We start from the raw sequence: 18,905 nt of genomic DNA, 5'->3' as shown, positions 1-18,905 counted from the left end.
GCCCGGAACAGCGGTCGTGGTACTCGCAGGCTGCTCCGCACTCAGCCTCGCTCGACCCCCGCGTAGACCGCCCGCCGAGTGAGCAGGTGGTCTCGCTCGGCCGCGTTCTCGACCAGGGCGAGTGCGCGATCGCACGCGACCACGGCCTCCTCGGGCTGCCCGCTGCGGTGGAGCAGCTCGGCGCGCGTCGCCGCGAGGTGGTGGTTCCGGGCGAGCTGGGGATCGTCTCGCAGCCGGTCGAGTTCGACGAGCGCGGCGTCGGGGCCGTCGACCTCGGCGGTGGCGACCGCCCGGGCGAGCAGGACCATGGGGGACGGCCACGCGCGGACGAGCGCGTCGTACAGCGCCCGGATCTGCCTCCAGTCCGTTGCCGCGGTGGACGGCGCCTCGGCGTGCAGGACGGCGATGGCGGCCTGCAGCGCGAAGCGTCCGGGCGGGGGCCGGAGTGCCCGGAGTGCTCGGGCGCGCGCCTCGTCGATCATGGCGCGGTCCCACCGGCTCCGGTCCTGGTCGGCCAGGGGGACGAGCGCGCCGGCGGCGTCGACCCGCGTGCTGCGTCGGGCGTCGGTCGCGAGCATGAGCGCGAGCAGGCCCTGCACCTCGGGGTCGTCGGGCAGCACGGCCACGAGCATCCGTCCGAGTTCGATGGCCCGGTCCAGGAGGTCCGGCTGCAGCAGTCCCGCACCGGACGGAGCCGTGTGGCCGGCCGTGAACACGAGGTGCACGGTGGCGAGGACCATCGGCAGCCGGTGCGGGAGCTCGGCGGTCGGCGGAGTGCGGAACGGGATCCGCGCGTCGTGGATCTTCCGCTTCGCCCGGGTGAGCCGAGCCGCGACGGTCGCCTCCGGCACCAGGAGCAGCCGCGCGGCGTCCGCGGTGGGGATCCCGCACACCAGACGGAGCGTCAGCGCGAGCTGCGACTCGGGGGCGAGCGCGGGGTGGCAGCACAGGAACACCAGGTCGAGGCGGTGATCGGGGGCGTCCCGCGGCTCCGACGGGGATGGTGACCGATCGGGCTCGACGAGCAACGGGAGCTTCCGCCGCAGCGTCACCGCCCGGCGGACGGCGTCGAGTGCGCGACGACGGGCCACGGTCGCGAGCCAGGCCACCGGGTCGTCGGGCACGCCGCCGGTCGACCAGGCCTCGATCGCCGTGGCCGACGCCTCCTGCACGCACTCCTCGGCCAGGTCGAGATCGCGCGTCACCCGCGCCGTGGCGGTGAGGAGGCCCGCCCACCCGCGGCGGTGGGCCTCCTCGAGCGCTGCGCGCACGACCGCCGGGGTCGTGCCCGTCATGCCCCGTCGGCGGCGGGGACGCCAGGAGCCTGCCCGGAGGCCGCTCTCACGTCGCCTCGGACCCATCCGCCGACCACCGGCCGGACCTCCACCGCGCCGCCCTGCCACGTGGCCGGGTTGCGGGCGGCGATCGCGAGTGCGGCGTCGAGGTCGGGCGCCTCGATGATGCCGAGGCCGGCGATGACCTCCTTCGTCTCGGGGAACGGGCCGTCGCTGACCACGCCGTCCCGGACCGTGGTGGTCACCTCGGGCGGTGTCAGTGCGAAGGCCGCCACGAGCGCGCCCGACGCGATGAGGTCGGCCGCGTGCTGGTCGTGTTCGGCGAGGTCCTCGGCGGTGGCCGGACCTGCACCGGGGTAGATGAGGATCGCGTACTGAGTCATGTCGTCTCCCGTCGTCGTCGCCGGTGGTTCCACCGGTACTCCCTTGTCGAACGGGGTGTGCGGGAATCGACAGGCGGCGGGGACGACGTTTCCACAGGGGCAGGGTCGGGACGGACTCCGACTACCCGCGGCGCTCTGCCGTGATGGCGTTCCGGATGCGCAGGTCGAGGTCGTCGAGTTCGTCGAGGACGTCGCGCGCCGCGAACACACGGTCACGCTTCCGGTCCGTGACCTCGTGGATCACGCCGGAGTCCTCGAGTCGAGCGACAGCGCGGAACACCGTCTGCTCGTCGCGATGCGTCTCATGGGCCATCTGCTCGACGGTGAACACCGGGAGCGCGAGGAGATGGTCGATGACGTCCTCCGCGCCCGAACCCCGGCGTGGGCTGGCGGCGGCACGCCAATCGGAGGGCAGGGTGCGGAACAGCGCGGCCGTGTGCTCCGACTCACGGGCGGCGATCTGCGTGGAGAGCGCGATGTCCTCGACGATGCGGTCCGCGTCGCCATCCCGGTAGGCAGTGAGCGAGTCGAAGTAGTGCTCTGTGTCGGCCGAGAGCGCCGAGGCGACCGGCACGACCGTGCTCCGGGCAACGCCGCGACGGCGGAGCACGGCACCGAGGAGCGCTCGTCCGATGCGGCCGTTGCCATCGGTGAACGGGTGGATGGTCTCGAACTGCGCGTGCACGATCGCGGCCTGCGCCACGGGATGGACGTCGTCGGCGTTCGCGAACGTGATCAGGTCAGTCATGAGGTCGTCGACGGTCTCGGCCGGTGGCGGGACGTAGAGCGCGCCTCGCGGACTGTGGTCGCTGCCGCCGATCCAGTTCTGGACGTCGCGGAGTCGCCCGGCGTAGATGCGCTCGGACGGATCTTCCGACATCAGGGCGTGGTGCGCGGCCAGGATCGCGTCGAGGGTGATCGCCGGGTGCGCCGTGTCGATCAACTCCGTCATGGCGCGACCGGCGGACACCATCGAGACGGCCGACGAGTTCGACCGGACCCCGCCCAACGCACGCGCGAAGTCCTCGACGGACGCCGTGACGTGCTCGATCTTCGACGAGGCGACGGACTCGGTCCTGACGAGGAACCCGGCGAGCGGTCGGAGGACGTCGGCGTAGGTCTCCTCGAGCGTCCGCACCTCGCGCATCGCGCGCTCGAGTTCTCGCGTGGCCACGGCCGTGAAGGGGAGCCCGGCGATGTGCGGTGGCACCGAGACGTCGACCTCGGTCAGGCGCCGATCGGCAGAGGACCCACGCCGTGAGGACGGAGTCCACGGAACGGTCCGGAACGTCCGCGCGGGCCAGGACACCACGTCTCCCTCCTGCACACAACTGACATCAGCGAGGGTCAAACTATCAGTTGTGGCCCGTAAGTGACAGTAACGGCGCCGCTATTCTCACTTAGAAGCGACAAGTGACAGTAACGGGAGCGTTGCTGTCACTTCCGAGGCCAGCGGGCGGGCCCCCGCTCAGCGTCTCAGCGTCTCAGCGGCACCGCGGATCGCGACTCGGCACGAGCCCCTGCACGAGGTACGCGTCCACCGTGTCGTCGACGCACTCGTCGCCGTAGTTGTACGCCAGGTGCCCCTCGCCGACGTGGGTGACGAGGTGCCCGGACGGGAACAGCGCGGCCAGGGTCTTCGCCTGGTGGTACGGGGTCGCGGGGTCGCCGGTCGAGCCGATGACGAGCACGGGGTCCTGCCCGCCGTGTGTCGGGGGCGGCGGGGACGCGACCATGCCGTCCGGCCACTGCCCGCAGGTGACGTCGCCGTACGCCTGGTAGCGGCCGAGCGTCGGTGCCGCGTGCGCCAGCTGCTTCGCCTCGTGGCGCATGTCCGCGGTCACGTCGTCGGCGCCGCCGTCGAGGCAGCCGATCGCGGTGAACGCCTCGGTCGCGTTGTCCCAGTACTTCCCGTTCGATCGCCGGCCGTTGTAGGCGTCGGCCGCGTGGAACGCCTTGGCGGGGTCGCCGGCCGCGACGCCGCGGAGCATGGTGGTCAGGGCGGGCCACTCCGTGGTGCTGTACAGGTCGTTGACGATCGCGGTCGAGAGCGTCGCCCCGTCGAGCCGCCGACCGTCGCTCGCCGTCAGGGGATCCGTGTCCGCCGCGTGCAGCAGGTGACGGATCCGGCTCATCGCGTGGTCGACGGTGCCCGTGAAGGGGCAGGTGGCGTCGCCGACGACGGCGCTCTCCGATCCGCGGACGCAGGCCCGGGCCCAGGCGCGGAGGTCGCCCTCGAAGCCCTTCGCCTGCGCCACGACGCCGTCGGTGGAGGTCGGGGTCCAGATGTCGACGGCGCCGTCGAGCACGAACCTGCCGACGTGGTGGGGGTAGAGGGACGCGTAGACGCTGCCGAGTTCGGTGCCGTACGAGTACCCGAGGTAGTCGAGGCGCCGCGTGCCGAGATCGGCGCGGAGGAGCTCCATGTCGCGGGCGGCGCTCACCGTGTCGACGTGCCCGAGCAGCGCTCCGGTGTGCTCGGCGCAGTCGTGGGCGAACGTCCGGGCACGCTCGCGGTCCGCGGCGAGCCACGTGCTCGATCCGATGGTGCCGGGGAGGACGCTGTAGAGGTACCGGTCGAGCTCGGCGGCGCCACCGCAGTGCACCGCGCTGGAGTACCCGACGCCGCGGGGGTCGAACCCGACGACGTCGTAGTGCCGAGCGACCGTGGCCGTGACGGCGTTCCGGACGCTGCTCCCGACGAGGTCGACGCCGGATTCGCCCGGCCCGCCGGGGTCGACGAGCAGCGTACCGAGGCGCTTGCCGGTGGCGCGGTGCTCGATGAGCGCCAGGTGGATCGCGCGCGTGCCCGGGTCCTCCCAGTCGAGCGGGGCCTCCACGGCGGCGCAGCGGTCGTGACCGCACGCGGTCCAGTGGACGGCCTTCGTGAACTCGTCGAGGACCAACCGGTGCGCGATCACCGGCCCGGTCGTGAACGCGGCGATCGCCCCGCCGATCAGCCCGGCGAGCACCGCCACCACGATGAGCAGCAGGACACCCCCGGTACGGCGTTCGGTGGTCCCCGGATGCTCCCCAGTCGTCCAGTAGGTCACGTGCTCCCCCTCGTCGGCCCGGGAACGCTACCAGTCGTGCCGTCCGCCGCGGTCCTCCCCAGAACGGGGATGTGGAGGGTCCCCGCAGCACACCCGGTGGGGAGGGCCGTCACGGCCTCACCCCGAGGGTCCCTCCGCGTGGACCCTCGGGGTGGGCCGTCTGGTCAGGGCAGGCGCGTGGCGCGCACCACGACGTCGTGGAGCACGACCGGGCCGCTGCGGCGCACGATCTCGCGCCGCGGCTCCTCCGCGCGGTCGACGCGCCAGTCGGGTCCGTCGAACAGGGCGGCGACGTCGGCGGCACCGACCGTGGCCTCCTCGGGCGGTGCGGCGTCGTGCCGGTGGTGCGACCCGTGTCGATGCCCGACGACGAGCAGCGTGCCACCGGGCGCGACCCACCCGCCGATCCGCTCGTAGAGCGCGAGCTGCGGGATCGTGGCGTGCGCGTAGGCGGTCGTCACCAGGTCGAAGCGGCGCTCGGGTTCCCAGGTGGTCAGGTCCGCGGCCACCCAGCTGACCGCGTCGGGGACCTCCGCCACGGCTGCGCGCCGTGCGGCGCGTTCGAGCGCGGTCGGCGCGATGTCGACGCCGGTCACGTGCCAGCCGTGCTGCGCGAGCCACACCGCGTCCGTCCCGGTGCCGCACCCCGCGTCGAGCGCGGAGCCGGGAGGCCCGGCCTCCGCCGCCTGCACCAGGTACGGGGTCGGAGTGGTCGGTCCCTCGGCTTCGTCGCCGTCGGCGTCGCGCCAGTGGGCGTCCCAGGAGTCGCGGTCGAAGCCGATGGTCATGACGGCATCATGCACCCCGGGCCGCGCCCGGGCGAGCCGTGCGTGGGCGACTCGTGCTCGGCCGACCTCGCGCGGGGGCCCGGGCGCGAGGGCCCGGGCGCGCAGGGCGGAGCCGTCAGGGACGCCCGGTCGCGTACTGGTTCGCCGTGATGAGCCGGTACGTCACGTCGGGGCCCGAGTCGGCGACCTTCACCCACACCCGCTCGCGGTCGCTGAACTTCATCGACACGCGGTCGTAGGCCTCGCCGCCGATGCGGTGCCCGGCGAAGTACGACGGCCGCCCCTCGGTGCTCGACAGCAGGACGCCGACGAACTCCGCGTCGGTCGGGGGTTCGCTCAGCAGCTCCGCCGGGTCGAGCTGCAGGATGATCACCTCACCGCGGACCACGTTGCCGGGGGTGCCGTCGGAAGCGTTGCGTTCGGTCATCGTCGACTCCTGCTCTCCGGGCGATCTGAGGACAGCGTAGGCGCGGGCCGATGGAAGCGGTAGGGCCGCGGGAGCGGTCGGGCTGCAGAAGCGACCGTGCCGCAGAAGCGACCGTGCCGTCGATCGCGCCGGACGGGTCAGGCGTCGAGCTCCGCGACGAGCGCCGTGACGCGCCGCCGGATCTCGTCACGGACGGGCCGCACCTGCTCCAGCGGCAAGCCCGCGGGATCGGTGAGCTCCCAGTCCTCGGAGCGCTTGCCGGGGAACACCGGGCACGCGTCGCCGCACCCCATGGTGATGACGACGTCGGACGCGCGGACGGTGTCCGTCTCGAGCACGGTCGGCCGACCGGCGGTGATGTCGATGCCGTCCTCGGCCATGGCCGCGACGGCGACGGGGTTGATGTGGTCCGCCGGTTCGCTGCCCGCCGACAGCACGGTCACGCGGTCGCCCGCGAGGTGCTGCAGGTAGCCCGCGGCCATCTGCGATCGCCCGGCGTTGTGGACGCACACGAACAGGACGGTGGGGCGGTGGTCGGTCATCGTGCTCCGGGGCCTCGTGGGGCGGTGCGTGCCGCGGGACGTGCGGCACGGTGAGCAGGTTGCCCTCCCCGTCGCTCCGGTGCAACCCGACCGGCGGCCGATCTCGGGAACGTGCCCCCGGCCCTCCCGGCTGGCGCTACGTTGGGGGCGTGACCAGCGCTGGAGCCGCCGAGGACGCCCCACGGCGCGGGTACCGCAAGGGGGCGGAGCGGCGCGCGCAGATCCTCGACGAGATGATCCGGATGGTCGCCGAGCAGGGGGTCGACGCGTCGTCGATCCGTTCTGTGGCGGACGCGCTCGGCATCTCGCACGCGGCGCTGCGGCACTACTTCTCGTCCCGGGACGAACTCCTCGTCGCCGTGTACCGGGAGCACGAGGTCCGCACCGTCTCGGCGGCCGACCCCCCGACCTCGGCGATCGGGGACATGCGCGAGAGCACCGACCGCAACCGGTCCGTGCCCGGGCTGGTGCAGCTCTACACGACACTCGCGGCCGACGCGGTGCAGGAGGGCCACCCGGGGACGCGGGAGTTCATGCGCGAGCGTTTTCGATCGCTGCGCCACGACCTCGCCGAGCTCATCCGACGCGACCAGGAGGCCGGGCGGATCCGCGCGGACCTCGACCCGCAGGACCTCGCCTCGCTGAGCATCGCGGCGTCCGACGGGCTGCAGGTGCAGTGGCTGCTCGACCCCGAGGCCGTCGACGGCGCGCGGGTCCTCCGGCTCCTCGAGTCGATCGTGCCGCCGGGGCCGGCCGCCTGATCGGGACGGCGCTGCCGATGGGAACGGGGCGGGGCCGCGCCGGATCACCCGGTGCGGCCCCGCCGTCGAGCTCAGCTCAGTGGTCGTTCTCGCGCAGCCAGGCCAGGGACTCGGCGATGCCCTCGAACACGTCGCCCTTGTAGGCGTCGAACTCGACGACACGCAGGGCCTGCGGGGCCGCGGCGAGGATCGCGGCGACGTCGACGTCGCCCTGACCGGCGGGGGTCTGGTTCTCGAACGCCGCCTTGAGCGCGTCCGGCACGACGAGCGCGCTCTCGCTCGACGGGAGGGCCGTGGCGATGTCCCCGGTCACCTTGCCGTCCTTGACGTGGATCGCGACGACGCGGTCGCCGAGCCCGCGGAGCACGGCCGGTGCGTCGGCACCGCCGACGGTGGCCCAGAACGTGTCGACCTCGAGGACGACCTCAGGGGCGAGCTGCTCGACGAACAGCTCGTAGATCGGACGACCGTCGACCTTGTTCGTGAACTCCCACTGGTGGTTGTGGTATCCGAAGCGCAGACCGGATCCCGCCGCCTGCTCGGTGAGCGTGTTGACGCGCTCGGCGAGGCGCTTCGCGTCGTCAGCGGTCTGCCACCGGTCCGTCGGGATGAACGGGTCGATGACGGTCGTGATGCCGAGGCGCACGGCGGCCTCGAACACGGCCTCGGGGGCCTCCGAGTCGATCACGGCGGCGTGACCGGACGGCGCGGTGAGGCCGGTCGCGGCGAACACGCGCTCGTAGTCGTCGACGCGCTCCTGGAACGCGTACGGCTCGACGTGCTCGTAGCCGATCTCGCGGACCCGCGCGACGGCGGCGTCCAGGTCGGCCGCGACGGCGTCCCGCAGCGAGTACAGCTGCACGGAGGTGGTGGGCATTCGGAACTCCTTCGGTCCTGGCAGGGGTGTCCACCCGTCGCGGCCGTGGGATGCTCCGGCGTCGTCGACAGGATCGGGACGACGCTACACGCAATACCTTCCGGTGTGTAGTTTCCCCGGCGCGTCCCGCGGCGCCGTTACGATCCGGAGCGTGACCGACTCCCGTTCCGGTGCCGACGCCGTCGTCGACCGCCGTGTCCTCGTCCGATGGCGGACCGCGATCATCGTCGCGTTCGGCATCGGTGGCATCACCCTCGCCGCGTGGGGACCGCGCCTGCCGGAGCTCCGCGCGGAGCTCCACGTGACGACCGGCACCATCGGCGTCGTGCTCGCCGCCGTCACCGTCGGGTCCGTCGCCGGGCTGCTGCTCGCCACCCCGCTGCTGCGGACGCTCGGGAGCCGACGTGCGATCGCGAGCACGATCCTCCTGGTCGCCGTCGCGCTCGCCGTCATCGGCCTCGCCGCCGCCCTCGGGTCCGTTCCCCTGGTCGCCGTCGCGTTCGTCGCGGCCGGGCTCGGGATCGGGTCCCTCGACGTCATGATCAACGTCGAGGGCACGGCTGTCGAGGCCGCGATGGGCCGCACCTTCCTGCCACTCATGCACGCGGCATGGTCGGGAGGCGCGGCACTCGGGTCCGGGATCGGTGCGGCTTGCGCGGCGCTCGGCATCGCACCGTCGGTCCAGTTCGTCGGCGAGGCGGTCGCGATCGCCGTGGCGGGCCTCGTCCTGACCCGCTCGATCCCGGCCGGCGCCCGGACCGAGGGGCCGGGGGAGCCCCAGACCACCGGCCGCAAGGTGCTCGAGTGGCTGCGCGGATGGGCCGACTGGCGGCTCCTGCTCATCGGGGTCGTCATGCTCGGCGTCGAACTCGGCGAGGGGTCTGCGAACAACTGGCTCACCCTCGCCACCCGGGACGACCACGGCGAACCCGCAGCGGTCGCCGCGCTGTTCTTCACCGTGTTCGCGCTCACCGAGGCCGCCACCCGGGCACTCGGCGGCCCGTTCGTCGACCGGTTCGGCCGCGTGTGGACCGTCCGCGTGACGGCGGCGCTCGGCGTGCTCGGCGCGGTCGCGTTCATCCTCGGCGGGACCTGGTGGATCGCGCTCGTCGGGGTGCTGCTCTGGGCGGTCGGGGTGTCGATGGGGTTCCCGCTCGGCATGTCCGCCGCGGCCGAGTCCGGCCCGGACCCCGCCGCGCGGGTCAGCGTCGTCGCGTCGATCGGGTACTTCGCGAACTTCGCCGGTCCGCCGGCCATCGGGCTCCTCGCCGAGCGGTCGAGCGTCCTCACCGCGCTGTGGCTCGTGGCGGCCGCGTTCGTCGCCGCGTTCGTGGCCTCCGGGGCGCTGCGGCCGCGGACGGCCGGGCCGAGGGGAGCGGCGGCGGCCCGGGCCTGAGTGCGGTCGGACGGGGCTGCGTCGTCGGGCTGCGCGCGGGGACGGATGCTGCTGCGTCGTCGTGCTGCCCGCGGTCGGCTGCGTGGTCGTGCTGTGCGAGGGCGGCTGCGGCGCCGGCGTCGTCCGCGGCGTCCTGGGACCGGTGGACCCAGGACACCGCCGCGCCGGTCGCGGAGACTGGACGGATGCAGACCTGGGAGTTCGGACGGACCGTGCGGCGCTGGCGAGACCGCGTCGCGCCCGAGACCGTCGGCGTGCCCGTGGGCGGCCGCCGACGTGCGGTGGGCCTCCGGCGCGAGGAACTCGCAGCGCTCGCCGGGATCTCCGCCGACTACCTGACCCGGCTCGAACAGGGGCGGGCGACCTCGCCCTCGGCGCAGGTCGTCGAGGCGATCGCCCGAGCCCTGCGGCTCTCCGACGCCGACCGCGACCTCCTGTACGACCTCGCGGGACACGCCGCACCCGGCCCCGACCTCGTGCCGTCCCGGATCTCGGCGAGCGTGCAGCGCCTCCTCGACCGGCTCGCGACCACCCCGGTCGCCGTGTACGACGCCACGTGGACGCTCATCGTCGCCAACGCACCGTACGACGCGCTCATGGGACCCACCTCGACCTGGCGCGGGATCGAGCGCAACGCAGTCTGGCGCAACCTGATCGGCCCCGGCACCCGCGTGGTGCACAGTCCGGAGGAGCTCGCCGCGCTGCAGGCCGGACAGGTCGCCGAACTCCGTCGTACCGCGAGCCGCTACCCGGCAGACCGGTCCGTGCAGGCCCTCGTGTCCGAACTCGCCGCCGGGAGTCCACGGTTCGTCGAGCTCTGGGAGGCGGAGACGGTCGCCGGGGACCGTGGCACCGTCAAGCGCAAGGTCGTGCAGCACCCGACCGTCGGGCCGATCGCGCTCGACTGCGACGTGCTGGTCGTGGCCACCGACGACGTCCGCATCATGCTCTACACGGCCGAGCCCGGCACCGAGGACGCCGAGCGGCTCGCCCTCGCGATCGTGCTCGGGACGCAGACGCTCGTCGACTGAGCCCGCGTCGGACGGAGGTCCGCTGCTGCGGTGGGCGCGCCTCCCGGATGGCTGGCGAGTCCGGTTGCCGCTCGAAGGTGGGTCGCGGGTTCCGGCTGCCGCCTCGGGTGGCTCGGGGCTCGTGGGGCTCGGGCGGCTCGGGGAGGGGCTCCCGGGTGGCTCCCGGGCGCGCTCGGCCAGGATGAGCCGATGGACACGCGACCCCGGACCGCCTCGAGCCGGGCACGCGTCGCCACCGCGGGTGCCGTGCTCGTCGCGCTCGTCCTCGTCGGCGTCGTCATCACGCACGACGCCGACTGGCACGCCGCCGAGCTCGCCGTGGACCAGGCCGCGATCGACGGCGCGCCGCCGTGGGCGCACGCGATCGCGCTGGTGATCGGGATCACCCTCGCCCCGGGTGGGGCCACCGTCATCGTCCTCGTCATCGCCGCGATCACGTGGGCGGTCCGGCGCCGGTCGGAGGCGGTGCTGACCTCCCTGGCGCTCACCGTCGTGCCGTGGTGGGCGACCGAGGCGCTCAAGCTCATCGTCGAGCGGCCGCGTCCAGCCGTGCGGGGCGTCGCGGCGATCTCGACCCCGTCGACGTGGTCCTACCCCTCCGGTCATGCCGCCGTGGCGACCGCGCTCGTGATCGGCGTGCTGGTCTTGCTCGCGCCGACGCTCCGGGAGCGGCCCGTGGCGCGGCGGGTCGCCATCGGCCTGGGCGTCGTGGTGGTGGGGGTGGTCGCGGTGTCGCGTGTGGTCCTGGCGGTGCACTACCCGAGCGACGTCGTGGCGGGACCGCTCTGCGCGGCCGCGTTCGCCGTCATCGTGGGGGAAATCCGCCGGGCGATCATGCGGCGGAGCGGGCGCGCGTCATCGCGTCGGTGACGAAGCGGGAGCGGAGGCCCGACCGGACGACCGGCTCGAACAGCCCGGCAGCTCCGGTCAGGCGTCTCGGCGCTCGGCGGCGAGCACGCCGAGACCGACGAACACCCCGGCCCAGAGCCCGAGTACGAGCGCGGCTTGCCAGGGGTCGAGCGACGACGTGAGGCCGTGCGGGTCGTACGACGACATCGTCGAGGCCGCCTGGCTCGGCAGGTAGGCGATCAGGTCGGTCACCCAATGCGCCTGGGTGACACCGCTGAGGATGCTCATGATGATCGGGAGCACGAACAGGATGCCGACCGAGAGCGTGATCGCGAAGGCCGAGTTCCGGACGAGCATCCCGATCCCGACGGCGAGCAGACCCACGAGTGCCAGCGCTCCCGCTCCGCCCAGCAACGCCCCCCACAGACCCGGCTCGCCGAGGTCCGGGTGGAGGCCCGCGCCGGTGACCACGGCGATCGCGATCCCGGTGCTGATCGCGACCGCGACGATCCCGACCCCGAACGCGACGAGGACGAACACGAGCGCCTTGGCGCCGAGGGCGTCGAAGCGGCGCGGCGCGGCGAGGAACGTCGTACGGATCATGCCGGTGCCGTACTCGCCAGTCACGATCAGGGCGCCGAGCACCGCGACCACGAGCTCCGCGATGCTGGTGCCACCCGTCGCTGCCTGCGCGAGCGCCGAGGTCGCTCCCGGGCGGCTGCCGGTGTCGCCGAGCCCGGTACTCGAGATCGCGACGGCGACGAGGAAACCGAACCCGACCGTCAGCGCGACCGCGATGAGGAAGCACCAGTACGTCGACCGGAGCGTCCAGAGCTTGATCCACTCGGCATGGAGCAGACCGCCGAAGGTCAACCGGGCGGCGACGCCGGAGCGGGGAGCGGTCGACGCTGCCCGCTCGGTGGACGTCCCGGTCTCCACGCCGCTCATCGCGCGCCTCCTGACACGTACTCGGTCTGGTCTCGGGTCATCGCGAGGTAGGCCTCCTCGAGCGAGGCGGAGCGTGGCGTGAGTTCGTGCAGCACGAGTCGGTACTCGGCAGCGAACTCGCCGATCCACGCCGCGTCGGGCCCGGTGATCTCGAAACGATCCGGGGCGACCTGCTGGACGCGTCCGCCGCCCCGCGCGACCGCCTCGGTGAGCGGATCGAGCGCCGGGCCGGCGACGACGACGGACGACCCGGACCGCGCGAGCAGGGCCGCCATGGGTTCGTCGACGAGGAGCCGACCCTTGCCGACGATGACGATGCGATCCGCCGTCTGCGCCATCTCGCTCATGAGGTGGGACGACAGGAACACGGTCCGGCCCTCGGACGCCAGGTGCTTGGCGAGGCCGCGGACCCAGAGCACGCCGTCGGGGTCCAGGCCGTTGACCGGCTCGTCCAGGATCACGACGGCCGGGTCACCGAGCAGCGCAGCCGCGATCCCGAGGCGCTGACCCATGCCGAGCGAGAACCCGCCGACGCGCTTGCCCGCCACGCTGTCGAGCCCGGTCAGGCCGATCACCGTGTCGACGCGGGCCTGGGAGATGCCGTGCGTCGCGGCGAGGGCTCGGAGGTGTGCTCGCGCGCTCCGCCCCGGGTGCACGGCCTTGGCGTCGAGCAGCGCGCCGACCTCGTGCAGGGGCGCGCGGTGGTCGGCGTAGCGACGGCCGTTGATGGTGGCGGAGCCCGCGGTGGGACGGTCGAGGCCGAGCATGAGCCGCATGGTCGTCGACTTGCCCGCGCCGTTCGGCCCGAGGAACCCGGTCACGAGCCCCGGTTGCACCGTGAACGTCAGGTCCTGCACGGCCGTCGTCGCGCCGAAGTGTTTCGTCAGTCCTGCAACGTCGATCACGTCGTCGCCCTCCCCCTGGCTCCCGCGCCTGTGCGGCGGTGGCACTCACCATAGGGGAGGAACGGGTCACTCCGGCAGGGTCAATCGGCGCGGATGTGGATCGACTCGGCACTCGACGCGCGTGTGGAGGACCTGGCACGCTGTGGCTGACGAGGGGAGCGACCGATGGCCGAGGACGAGCGAGATCGCGCACCCGCGCCCGAGGGGGTCGGACGCTTCGCGCATCTGCCGCCGGAGGTGGATCCCGCCGAGGTCGTCATCGAGATCCCGGCGTTCGAGGACGACCGCCTTGCTCCGCCGCCCGTTCCGCCCGCCGCGGCACCCGAGCTCGTCGCCGCGACCCAGGTCGCCGAGGCGTCCGGCGGTCGGAGGACGATCCACCGGACGCAGGTCCGCGCCGGACTGGTCATCGCGGGCGTGCCGATCGCGGGCGTCGTGGTGGTCGCCCTGCTGGAGATCCTGTTCGGGGAGTGAACCCGAGGGCGGTCAGCGCACCCGGAGTTCGGCCACGAGCGGGCAGGCGAACGGGTCGCGCGCGGCGAGGCCGACCTCGTTGAGGTACCGGACGACGATGCCGTAGGACCGCACGAGCGTGGTCTCGGTGTAGGGCACGTCGAGCGTCGCACAGTGGTCGCGGACGAGCAGACGGGCCTGCTTGAGCGCCGGCCGCGGCATGCTCGGGAACAGGTGGTGCTCGACCTGGTAGTTGAGGCCGCCCATGAGGAACGACACCCACCAGCCGCCGCGGATGTTCCGGGAGGTCCGCACCTGTCGCGAGAAGAAGTCGACCTGGGCGTCGTGCGCCAGCACGGGCATGCCCTTGTGGTTCGGGGCGAACGAGGCGCCCATCATCACGCCGAACACCGCGAGCTGCACCCCGAGGAACGCGAACGCCATGCCGAGCGGCAGGAACCAGAACACCACGGTCAGGTAGATGCCGAAGCGGGCCGCCAGGAGACCGCCCTCGATCCAGCGGTGTCGGGCGTCCGCCTTGGTCGCGGCACCGGTCACGACCGAGCGGACCGCGAGCCAGTGGAGGTTGATGCCCTCGAGGGTGAGGAGCGGGAAGAACGCGTACCCCTGGACCCGCACGAGCAGGCGGAGCGGACCGCGCGCCGCGGCGGCGTCCTCCGGACGGAACCGGATGGTGTCCGGCGCGATGTCCGGGTCCTTGCCGACCGTGTTCGGGTTCCCGTGGTGCCGGGTGTGCTTGTTCATCCACCAGGAGTAGCTCAGCCCGACGAGGAAGGTCCCGAGCAACCGGCCCGCCTGGTCGTTCCACTTGTGCGATGCGAACACCTGCCGGTGCGCGGCTTCGTGCGACAGGAACGCGAACTGGGTGAACAGGACGCCGAGCGCGGCCGCGACGATGAGCTGGAACCAGGAGTGGCCGAGGAGCGCGAACGCGGCCCACACGACCCCGAGCGACCCGATGAGGGCACCGAACAGCGCCCAGTAGAAACCGATGCGGCGGCCGAGGAGGCCTTGCTCCTTGACCTGGGCGAGGATCGAGGAGTACGTGGACGTGCCGCTCGTGGTGCCGGAGCGGGGACGCGTGCGGACGATGCGCGGCACGGTCGGATCGGTGGTCGTCAGGGCGACTGCTTCCGTGGGGGGAGCGGCCCTTCGGCCGGCTCCTGTCGGGTTCCCCCGCGGGTGCGAGGTTGGCGTCAACGTAGGGGGACGAGATGCGCGTTCGCTGTCCATGCGCCCTGAGTCGGCCTGGCTCGCCCGTACCCCGTTCGGTCCTCGCTGCCATCCCCGAAAGCCCGGGTGCCCGCTGTGTCGCGGGCCGGTGCCGCCGATCAGCCCAAGGACGACACGAATCGGCCGAGGCGCGCCAGGCCCTCGTGCAGTGCGTCCATCGACGCCGCGTACGACAACCGGACGTGCGACTCCGCCGTGTGGACTCCGAAGTCGCGGCCCGGCGTCAGGGCGACGTGCGCCTCGTGCAACGCCCGCTCGCAGAACTGCCACGAGCTGAGTCCGGTCCCGGTCACGTCGAAGTACACGTAGAACGCACCGTCCGGCGGGACCGGCACGGGGAGGCCGATCCGCGCGAGGCCGTCGAGCACGACCGCCCGCCGCTCGGCGAACTCCGCTCGCCGCGCCTCCGCCACGGCGAGCGATTCCGGGGTGAAGCACGCGAGTGCCGCCGCCTGCGCCGGGGCGGACGCGCACAGGAAGTAGTTCTGCGCCAGGCGTTCGGTCACGGGCACGAGTTCCTCGGGCACGACGCACCAACCCAGGCGCCACCCCGTCATGCCGAAGTACTTCGAGAAGCTGTTGACGACGATGGCGTCGGGATCGATCGACAGCACACTGCGCGGACGCCGACCCTGCTCGTCCGGGTCGCTGAGGTCGAGGTAGATCTCGTCCACGATCCGCCATGCGCCGCGCTCCCGCGCCGTCGCACAGATCGCCGCGAGGTCCTCGGGACGGATCGAGGTGCCCGTCGGGTTCGAGGGCGTCGCGATCATCACGCCTGTGGTCCGCTCCGTCCAGTTCGCCCGGACGGCGTCGTCGTCGAGCTGGAACCGCGTCTCGGCGGTCGTCGGGACGAGGGTCACCCGTCCCCCGAACGTCTCGACCAGTTCGCGGTTGCAGGGGTACGACGGGTCCGCCATGAGCACCTCGTCACCGGCGTCGACGAGCGCGGCCGTCGCGAGGAGCAACGCCGCCGACGCGCCCGCCGTCACGACGATCCGCGCGGGGTCGATCTCGACGTCGTGCTGCGTCCGGTAGAACGCGGCGATCGCCGCGCGCAGCGCCGGGAGGCCCAACGCGGCCGTGTAGGGGAGTGGCCGTCCGTCGGCCACCTGGCGCAGGGCCTCCAGGACGGCGGGTGGTGCGCCGGAGTCGGGCTCGCCGAGGCTGAGCTTGACGACGTCGTGGCCCTCGGCCTCGAGGGCTGCCGCCTGCTTGCCGAACTCCATCGCGTAGAAGGGTGCGACGGCACGGGCGCGGTGCGAGAGCTGCATGGGGACCTCCGGATGCTGCAGGCACTCGATTCTCCCTCAGCCGCCCGGCAGGTTCCGGCCCCCGAGCCCTTCCGCCGCTCGCCGCTCGCCGCTCGCCGCCCGCCCGAGCCCGAGCCCTTCCGCCTGTTCTCGGCGACCGGCTCCGCGGGAACCAGCGGTTCCTGGGGAGGTCAGCGCGGCGGGCGGACCAGCACCACCGCGACGAGGAGCAGCACGATGCCGACCACACCCGCGACCGTGAGCGGCTCGTGGAGCACCACGACCGACAGCACGGTCGCCACCAGCGGCTCCACGAGTGACAGCACCGCCGCGGTCGTCGCCGCGACCCCGCGCTGGAGTCCGCCGTAGAACGCCAGGTACCCGAGCACGGTCTGCACGAGCGCCAGGAACGCGACCCCGCCCCACGCCGAGGGCCCCGCGCTCGCCAGGTGGAACCCGGTGCACAGCGCGAACACGGCGGACAGCACCCCGGCGAGGGTGAACGACACGGCGATGAGCGTCGACGGCCCGAGACCCGGGATCACACGCCGGTTCACGATCGAGGTCCCCGCGAACGCCAGCCCGGCCACGAGCGCGAGCAGCACGCCGACCGTGTTCGAGGACCCGACGGCAACGCCGGCGCCGGAGACACTCGCGCTGCCGGCCCCGGGCTCGGAGCCCGAGACCTCGCTGACGAGCAGGAGCCCGACGACCGCGGTGGCGAGCGCGAGGACCACCGTGGCGCGGGGCGGCCGGCGCTCGTGCAGTGCCGTGGCGACCGCGACCGCCACGGGCGCGACCCCGAGGGAGATGACGGTCGACACCGCGACGCCGACGAGCGAGACCGACTCGAAGTACGCGGTGCCGTACACGCCGGTCAGGACGGCCGTCAGGAGGACGTGCCCCAGGGCCTCCCGACTGCGCGGCACGCGCCGGAGGCCGCCCATCGCCGCGGTGACCGCGAGCATGACGATTCCGCCGCCGAGCAGACGGAGCGCCGAGATCGCCGGCCAGGACATCGCGCTGTCCGCGGCCACGATCGTGCCCGCGACGCCACCGGTGCCCCAGAGTGCGGCGCCGAGTGCGACCAGGACGCTGCCGGAACGGGCCGAGCGGGGAACGGCTCGGCCGGTGTCGCGAGGATCGCGCACGACTCAGTCCTCGATCAGGCGCTTCCCCATGCTGACGGCCTCGTACGGGGCGTAGCCGAGGTGCTCGTAGAAGTCGACGACCCCGGTGTTGTCGGGCCGGACCTGGAGCTGCACCTTGGGGCACCCGAGCGCCAGGAGCGCCCCCTCCGCGCGTTCGACGAGCGCGCGACCGAGTCCCGTGCCGCGCTGGTCGCCTCCGACCGCCAGGTAGTTGATCCAGCCGCGGTGCCCGTCGTACCCGGCCATCACCGCGCCGACGATCCGCCCGGCGTCCTCGGCGACGAAGAACATCTCGGGCTGCACGGTCTGCTTGCGGCGGACGTCCTCGTGCGGGTCGTTCCACGGGCGGGTCAGCCCGGCCGCACTCCAGAGCGCCACCACGGCCTCGGTGTCGGTGTCCTCGAACGAACGGATCTCCATCGCACACACTCCTTCTGCGGCCATCCTCTCGTGCACGGCTTCTCCGCTCGGGCGCGGGGAGCCAGCGACGGCGTGTCAGATGAGCCCGTCCGACAGGTGGTTCGGCGTACCTTGCCATCGCTAGTAAGAAATCGCCCTCATGGCGCGTGAGCCGAGCGCCGACGAACACCTACGCGCGGCACTCACCCACAGCTAACCCCACCCGACACAAGCCCCGACCGCACTCCGGCGAACGGACTGAAGGCACTCCATCCGTAAGTCGGACGGTAAACGGTAGACACCTATGCCCGACCGACTACGACGATCCGATCGCCCTCTTCGAGGTGCTGGTTGCCCAAGGGCTGAGAGAACTCAGGCGGGCCGCGCTTGCCTGACGGTCGCAGTGGGCATCTCGCTCCAGGTGCGGCCTTCCAACTCGCGCCCGTGCTGCTTGGGCGTCCGTCCGCCCCACTGCTTGAAGAAAAAAGGAACGTTCGTCGCGACGCACTGGTCGCGGATGTCTTCCACCCAAGCGGACTCGATCGGGCGGTGACTAGGGCCCGACTCCCCACCTGCGATGACCCAATCCATCCCGTTCAGGTCCATGGCGGGCAGGGGTGCGATCAGTGGTTCGCAGGACAGGAATCTGACAGCAGCTGGCACGTCCCGAAGGTGGTCGATGCGGTTCAATACCTTCGGCTCTTCAACGGAGACACCCATCCATACGTTTGCTGGCCAGTTGAGCTTGTCGGCCATGCGTCGCAACCGCAGCGACCTCTTGGTCAGCACCTGGTATGTGTGCTGAGGGGTGTCAGCCATCACATCGAACACGTCCTGAACGAAGCCCGCTGGCACTTTGGCGTGGAACAGATCGCTCATGGAATTGACGAACACGGTGACGGGCTTCCGCCACCCGTAGGGCTGCTTTAACGAGGCAGGGTGAGTCGTGATGCCGAATCCTGGCCCCGACGTTCGCGGATCGCCGTCGTTCTGGTACTTCTGAGCCCCCATCGCTTTGAGCCGTTTCGACAGGGCGAGCGCGTAGCAGTTGTCGCAACCCGCCGACGTCCTGTCGCAACCCGTGACCGGGTTCCATGTGACCTCAGTCCACTCGATCGTTGTCTTCGACATGGTGTCTCC

Annotated in this window: 20 protein-coding genes; 5 read left to right on the top strand and 15 right to left on the bottom strand. The window is 72.6% G+C overall.

Going from position 1 to position 18,905, the window contains the following annotated elements; translation table 11 throughout:
* Positions 1 to 41: 41 nt before the first annotated feature.
* The 7 genes from DEI81_RS08455 to DEI81_RS08425 form a co-directional block, all read right to left on the bottom strand.
* On the bottom strand, positions 42 to 1,295 hold the full coding sequence (locus tag DEI81_RS08455; protein WP_111010284.1) for an RNA polymerase sigma factor: 1,254 nt from the start codon (positions 1,293 to 1,295) through the stop codon (positions 42 to 44).
* Positions 1,292 to 1,678, bottom strand: coding sequence for a YciI family protein (locus tag DEI81_RS08450; RefSeq protein ID WP_111010389.1), 387 nt, complete (start codon positions 1,676 to 1,678; stop codon positions 1,292 to 1,294). The genes DEI81_RS08455 and DEI81_RS08450 overlap by 4 nt, the downstream gene beginning before the upstream one ends.
* Before the next feature lie 121 nt (positions 1,679 to 1,799).
* Positions 1,800 to 2,990, bottom strand: a complete 1,191-nt coding sequence (locus tag DEI81_RS08445; protein ID WP_111010283.1) for a Fic family protein — start codon at positions 2,988 to 2,990, stop codon at positions 1,800 to 1,802.
* Between the two features lie 172 nt (positions 2,991 to 3,162).
* Positions 3,163 to 4,731 carry an alpha/beta hydrolase gene (locus DEI81_RS08440; protein WP_111010282.1) on the bottom strand — a complete coding sequence of 523 codons (1,569 nt, stop codon included), beginning with the start codon at positions 4,729 to 4,731 and terminating at the stop codon, positions 3,163 to 3,165.
* Between the two features lie 164 nt (positions 4,732 to 4,895).
* The gene (locus DEI81_RS08435) at positions 4,896 to 5,519 is read right to left on the bottom strand and encodes a bifunctional 2-polyprenyl-6-hydroxyphenol methylase/3-demethylubiquinol 3-O-methyltransferase UbiG (RefSeq protein ID WP_111010281.1); all 624 of its coding nucleotides are present in this window, start codon (positions 5,517 to 5,519) and stop codon (positions 4,896 to 4,898) included.
* Between the two features lie 115 nt (positions 5,520 to 5,634).
* Positions 5,635 to 5,946 (bottom strand): hypothetical protein, encoded by a 312-nt coding sequence (locus tag DEI81_RS08430; protein WP_111010280.1) that lies wholly within the window; start codon positions 5,944 to 5,946, stop codon positions 5,635 to 5,637.
* 137 nt (positions 5,947 to 6,083) lie between these two features.
* Positions 6,084 to 6,488, bottom strand: a complete 405-nt coding sequence (locus DEI81_RS08425; protein ID WP_111010279.1) for an arsenate reductase ArsC — start codon at positions 6,486 to 6,488, stop codon at positions 6,084 to 6,086.
* A 149-nt stretch (positions 6,489 to 6,637) separates the two neighbouring features.
* Between DEI81_RS08425 and DEI81_RS08420 the strand changes: the two genes are divergently transcribed.
* On the top strand, positions 6,638 to 7,249 hold the full coding sequence (locus tag DEI81_RS08420; RefSeq protein ID WP_111010278.1) for a TetR/AcrR family transcriptional regulator: 612 nt from the start codon (positions 6,638 to 6,640) through the stop codon (positions 7,247 to 7,249).
* 76 nt (positions 7,250 to 7,325) lie between these two features.
* On the opposite strand, the gene DEI81_RS08415 is transcribed toward DEI81_RS08420, so the two are convergent.
* Entirely contained in the window at positions 7,326 to 8,126 is an 801-nt protein-coding gene (locus DEI81_RS08415; RefSeq protein ID WP_111010277.1) for a sugar phosphate isomerase/epimerase, read from the bottom strand.
* Between the two features lie 151 nt (positions 8,127 to 8,277).
* Between DEI81_RS08415 and DEI81_RS08410 the strand changes: the two genes are divergently transcribed.
* The 3 genes from DEI81_RS08410 to DEI81_RS08400 all read left to right on the top strand — a co-directional run bounded on the left by DEI81_RS08410 (position 8,278) and on the right by DEI81_RS08400 (position 11,423).
* Complete coding sequence (locus tag DEI81_RS08410) at positions 8,278 to 9,522, top strand: MFS transporter (protein WP_111010276.1); 1,245 nt, start codon at positions 8,278 to 8,280, stop codon at positions 9,520 to 9,522.
* Between the two features lie 185 nt (positions 9,523 to 9,707).
* Positions 9,708 to 10,553, top strand: coding sequence for a helix-turn-helix transcriptional regulator (locus tag DEI81_RS08405; RefSeq protein WP_111010275.1), 846 nt, complete (start codon positions 9,708 to 9,710; stop codon positions 10,551 to 10,553).
* A gap of 189 nt (positions 10,554 to 10,742) precedes the next feature.
* Complete coding sequence (locus tag DEI81_RS08400; protein WP_111010274.1) at positions 10,743 to 11,423, top strand: phosphatase PAP2 family protein; 681 nt, start codon at positions 10,743 to 10,745, stop codon at positions 11,421 to 11,423.
* A gap of 57 nt (positions 11,424 to 11,480) precedes the next feature.
* Here DEI81_RS08400 and DEI81_RS08395 read toward each other — a convergent pair whose 3' ends face one another.
* Both DEI81_RS08395 and DEI81_RS08390 read right to left on the bottom strand, forming a co-directional pair.
* The gene (locus DEI81_RS08395) at positions 11,481 to 12,350 is read right to left on the bottom strand and encodes an ABC transporter permease subunit (RefSeq protein WP_111010272.1); all 870 of its coding nucleotides are present in this window, start codon (positions 12,348 to 12,350) and stop codon (positions 11,481 to 11,483) included.
* Positions 12,347 to 13,255, bottom strand: a complete 909-nt coding sequence (locus DEI81_RS08390) for an ABC transporter ATP-binding protein (RefSeq protein ID WP_111010271.1) — start codon at positions 13,253 to 13,255, stop codon at positions 12,347 to 12,349. The genes DEI81_RS08395 and DEI81_RS08390 overlap by 4 nt, the downstream gene beginning before the upstream one ends.
* A 165-nt stretch (positions 13,256 to 13,420) precedes the next feature.
* On the opposite strand from DEI81_RS08390, the gene DEI81_RS08385 reads away from it, so the two are divergent.
* Positions 13,421 to 13,729: a hypothetical protein gene (locus DEI81_RS08385; protein WP_111010270.1), complete on the top strand. Its 309-nt coding sequence runs from the start codon at positions 13,421 to 13,423 to the stop codon at positions 13,727 to 13,729.
* 12 nt (positions 13,730 to 13,741) lie between these two features.
* On the opposite strand, the gene DEI81_RS08380 is transcribed toward DEI81_RS08385, so the two are convergent.
* From DEI81_RS08380 to DEI81_RS08360, 5 genes are all read right to left on the bottom strand, one after another.
* The gene (locus DEI81_RS08380; protein ID WP_111012065.1) at positions 13,742 to 14,830 is read right to left on the bottom strand and encodes an acyl-CoA desaturase; all 1,089 of its coding nucleotides are present in this window, start codon (positions 14,828 to 14,830) and stop codon (positions 13,742 to 13,744) included.
* 230 nt (positions 14,831 to 15,060) lie between these two features.
* Entirely contained in the window at positions 15,061 to 16,236 is a 1,176-nt protein-coding gene (locus DEI81_RS08375; protein WP_111010268.1) for a pyridoxal phosphate-dependent aminotransferase, read from the bottom strand.
* A gap of 170 nt (positions 16,237 to 16,406) precedes the next feature.
* Positions 16,407 to 17,366, bottom strand: coding sequence for a DMT family transporter (locus tag DEI81_RS08370; protein ID WP_111010267.1), 960 nt, complete (start codon positions 17,364 to 17,366; stop codon positions 16,407 to 16,409).
* Between the two features lie 3 nt (positions 17,367 to 17,369).
* Positions 17,370 to 17,786 carry a GNAT family acetyltransferase gene (locus tag DEI81_RS08365; protein ID WP_111010265.1) on the bottom strand — a complete coding sequence of 139 codons (417 nt, stop codon included), beginning with the start codon at positions 17,784 to 17,786 and terminating at the stop codon, positions 17,370 to 17,372.
* A gap of 351 nt (positions 17,787 to 18,137) precedes the next feature.
* Positions 18,138 to 18,896, bottom strand: coding sequence for a DUF5131 family protein (locus DEI81_RS08360; RefSeq protein ID WP_111010263.1), 759 nt, complete (start codon positions 18,894 to 18,896; stop codon positions 18,138 to 18,140).
* Positions 18,897 to 18,905: the final 9 nt, after the last annotated feature.

Source organism: Curtobacterium sp. MCBD17_013, from assembly GCF_003234565.1.
In the GTDB taxonomy this organism is placed as follows: Bacteria; Actinomycetota; Actinomycetes; order Actinomycetales; family Microbacteriaceae; genus Curtobacterium.
Note: the sequence above shows the minus strand (reverse complement) of the source record. Positions and strands in the feature narration are given on the sequence as shown.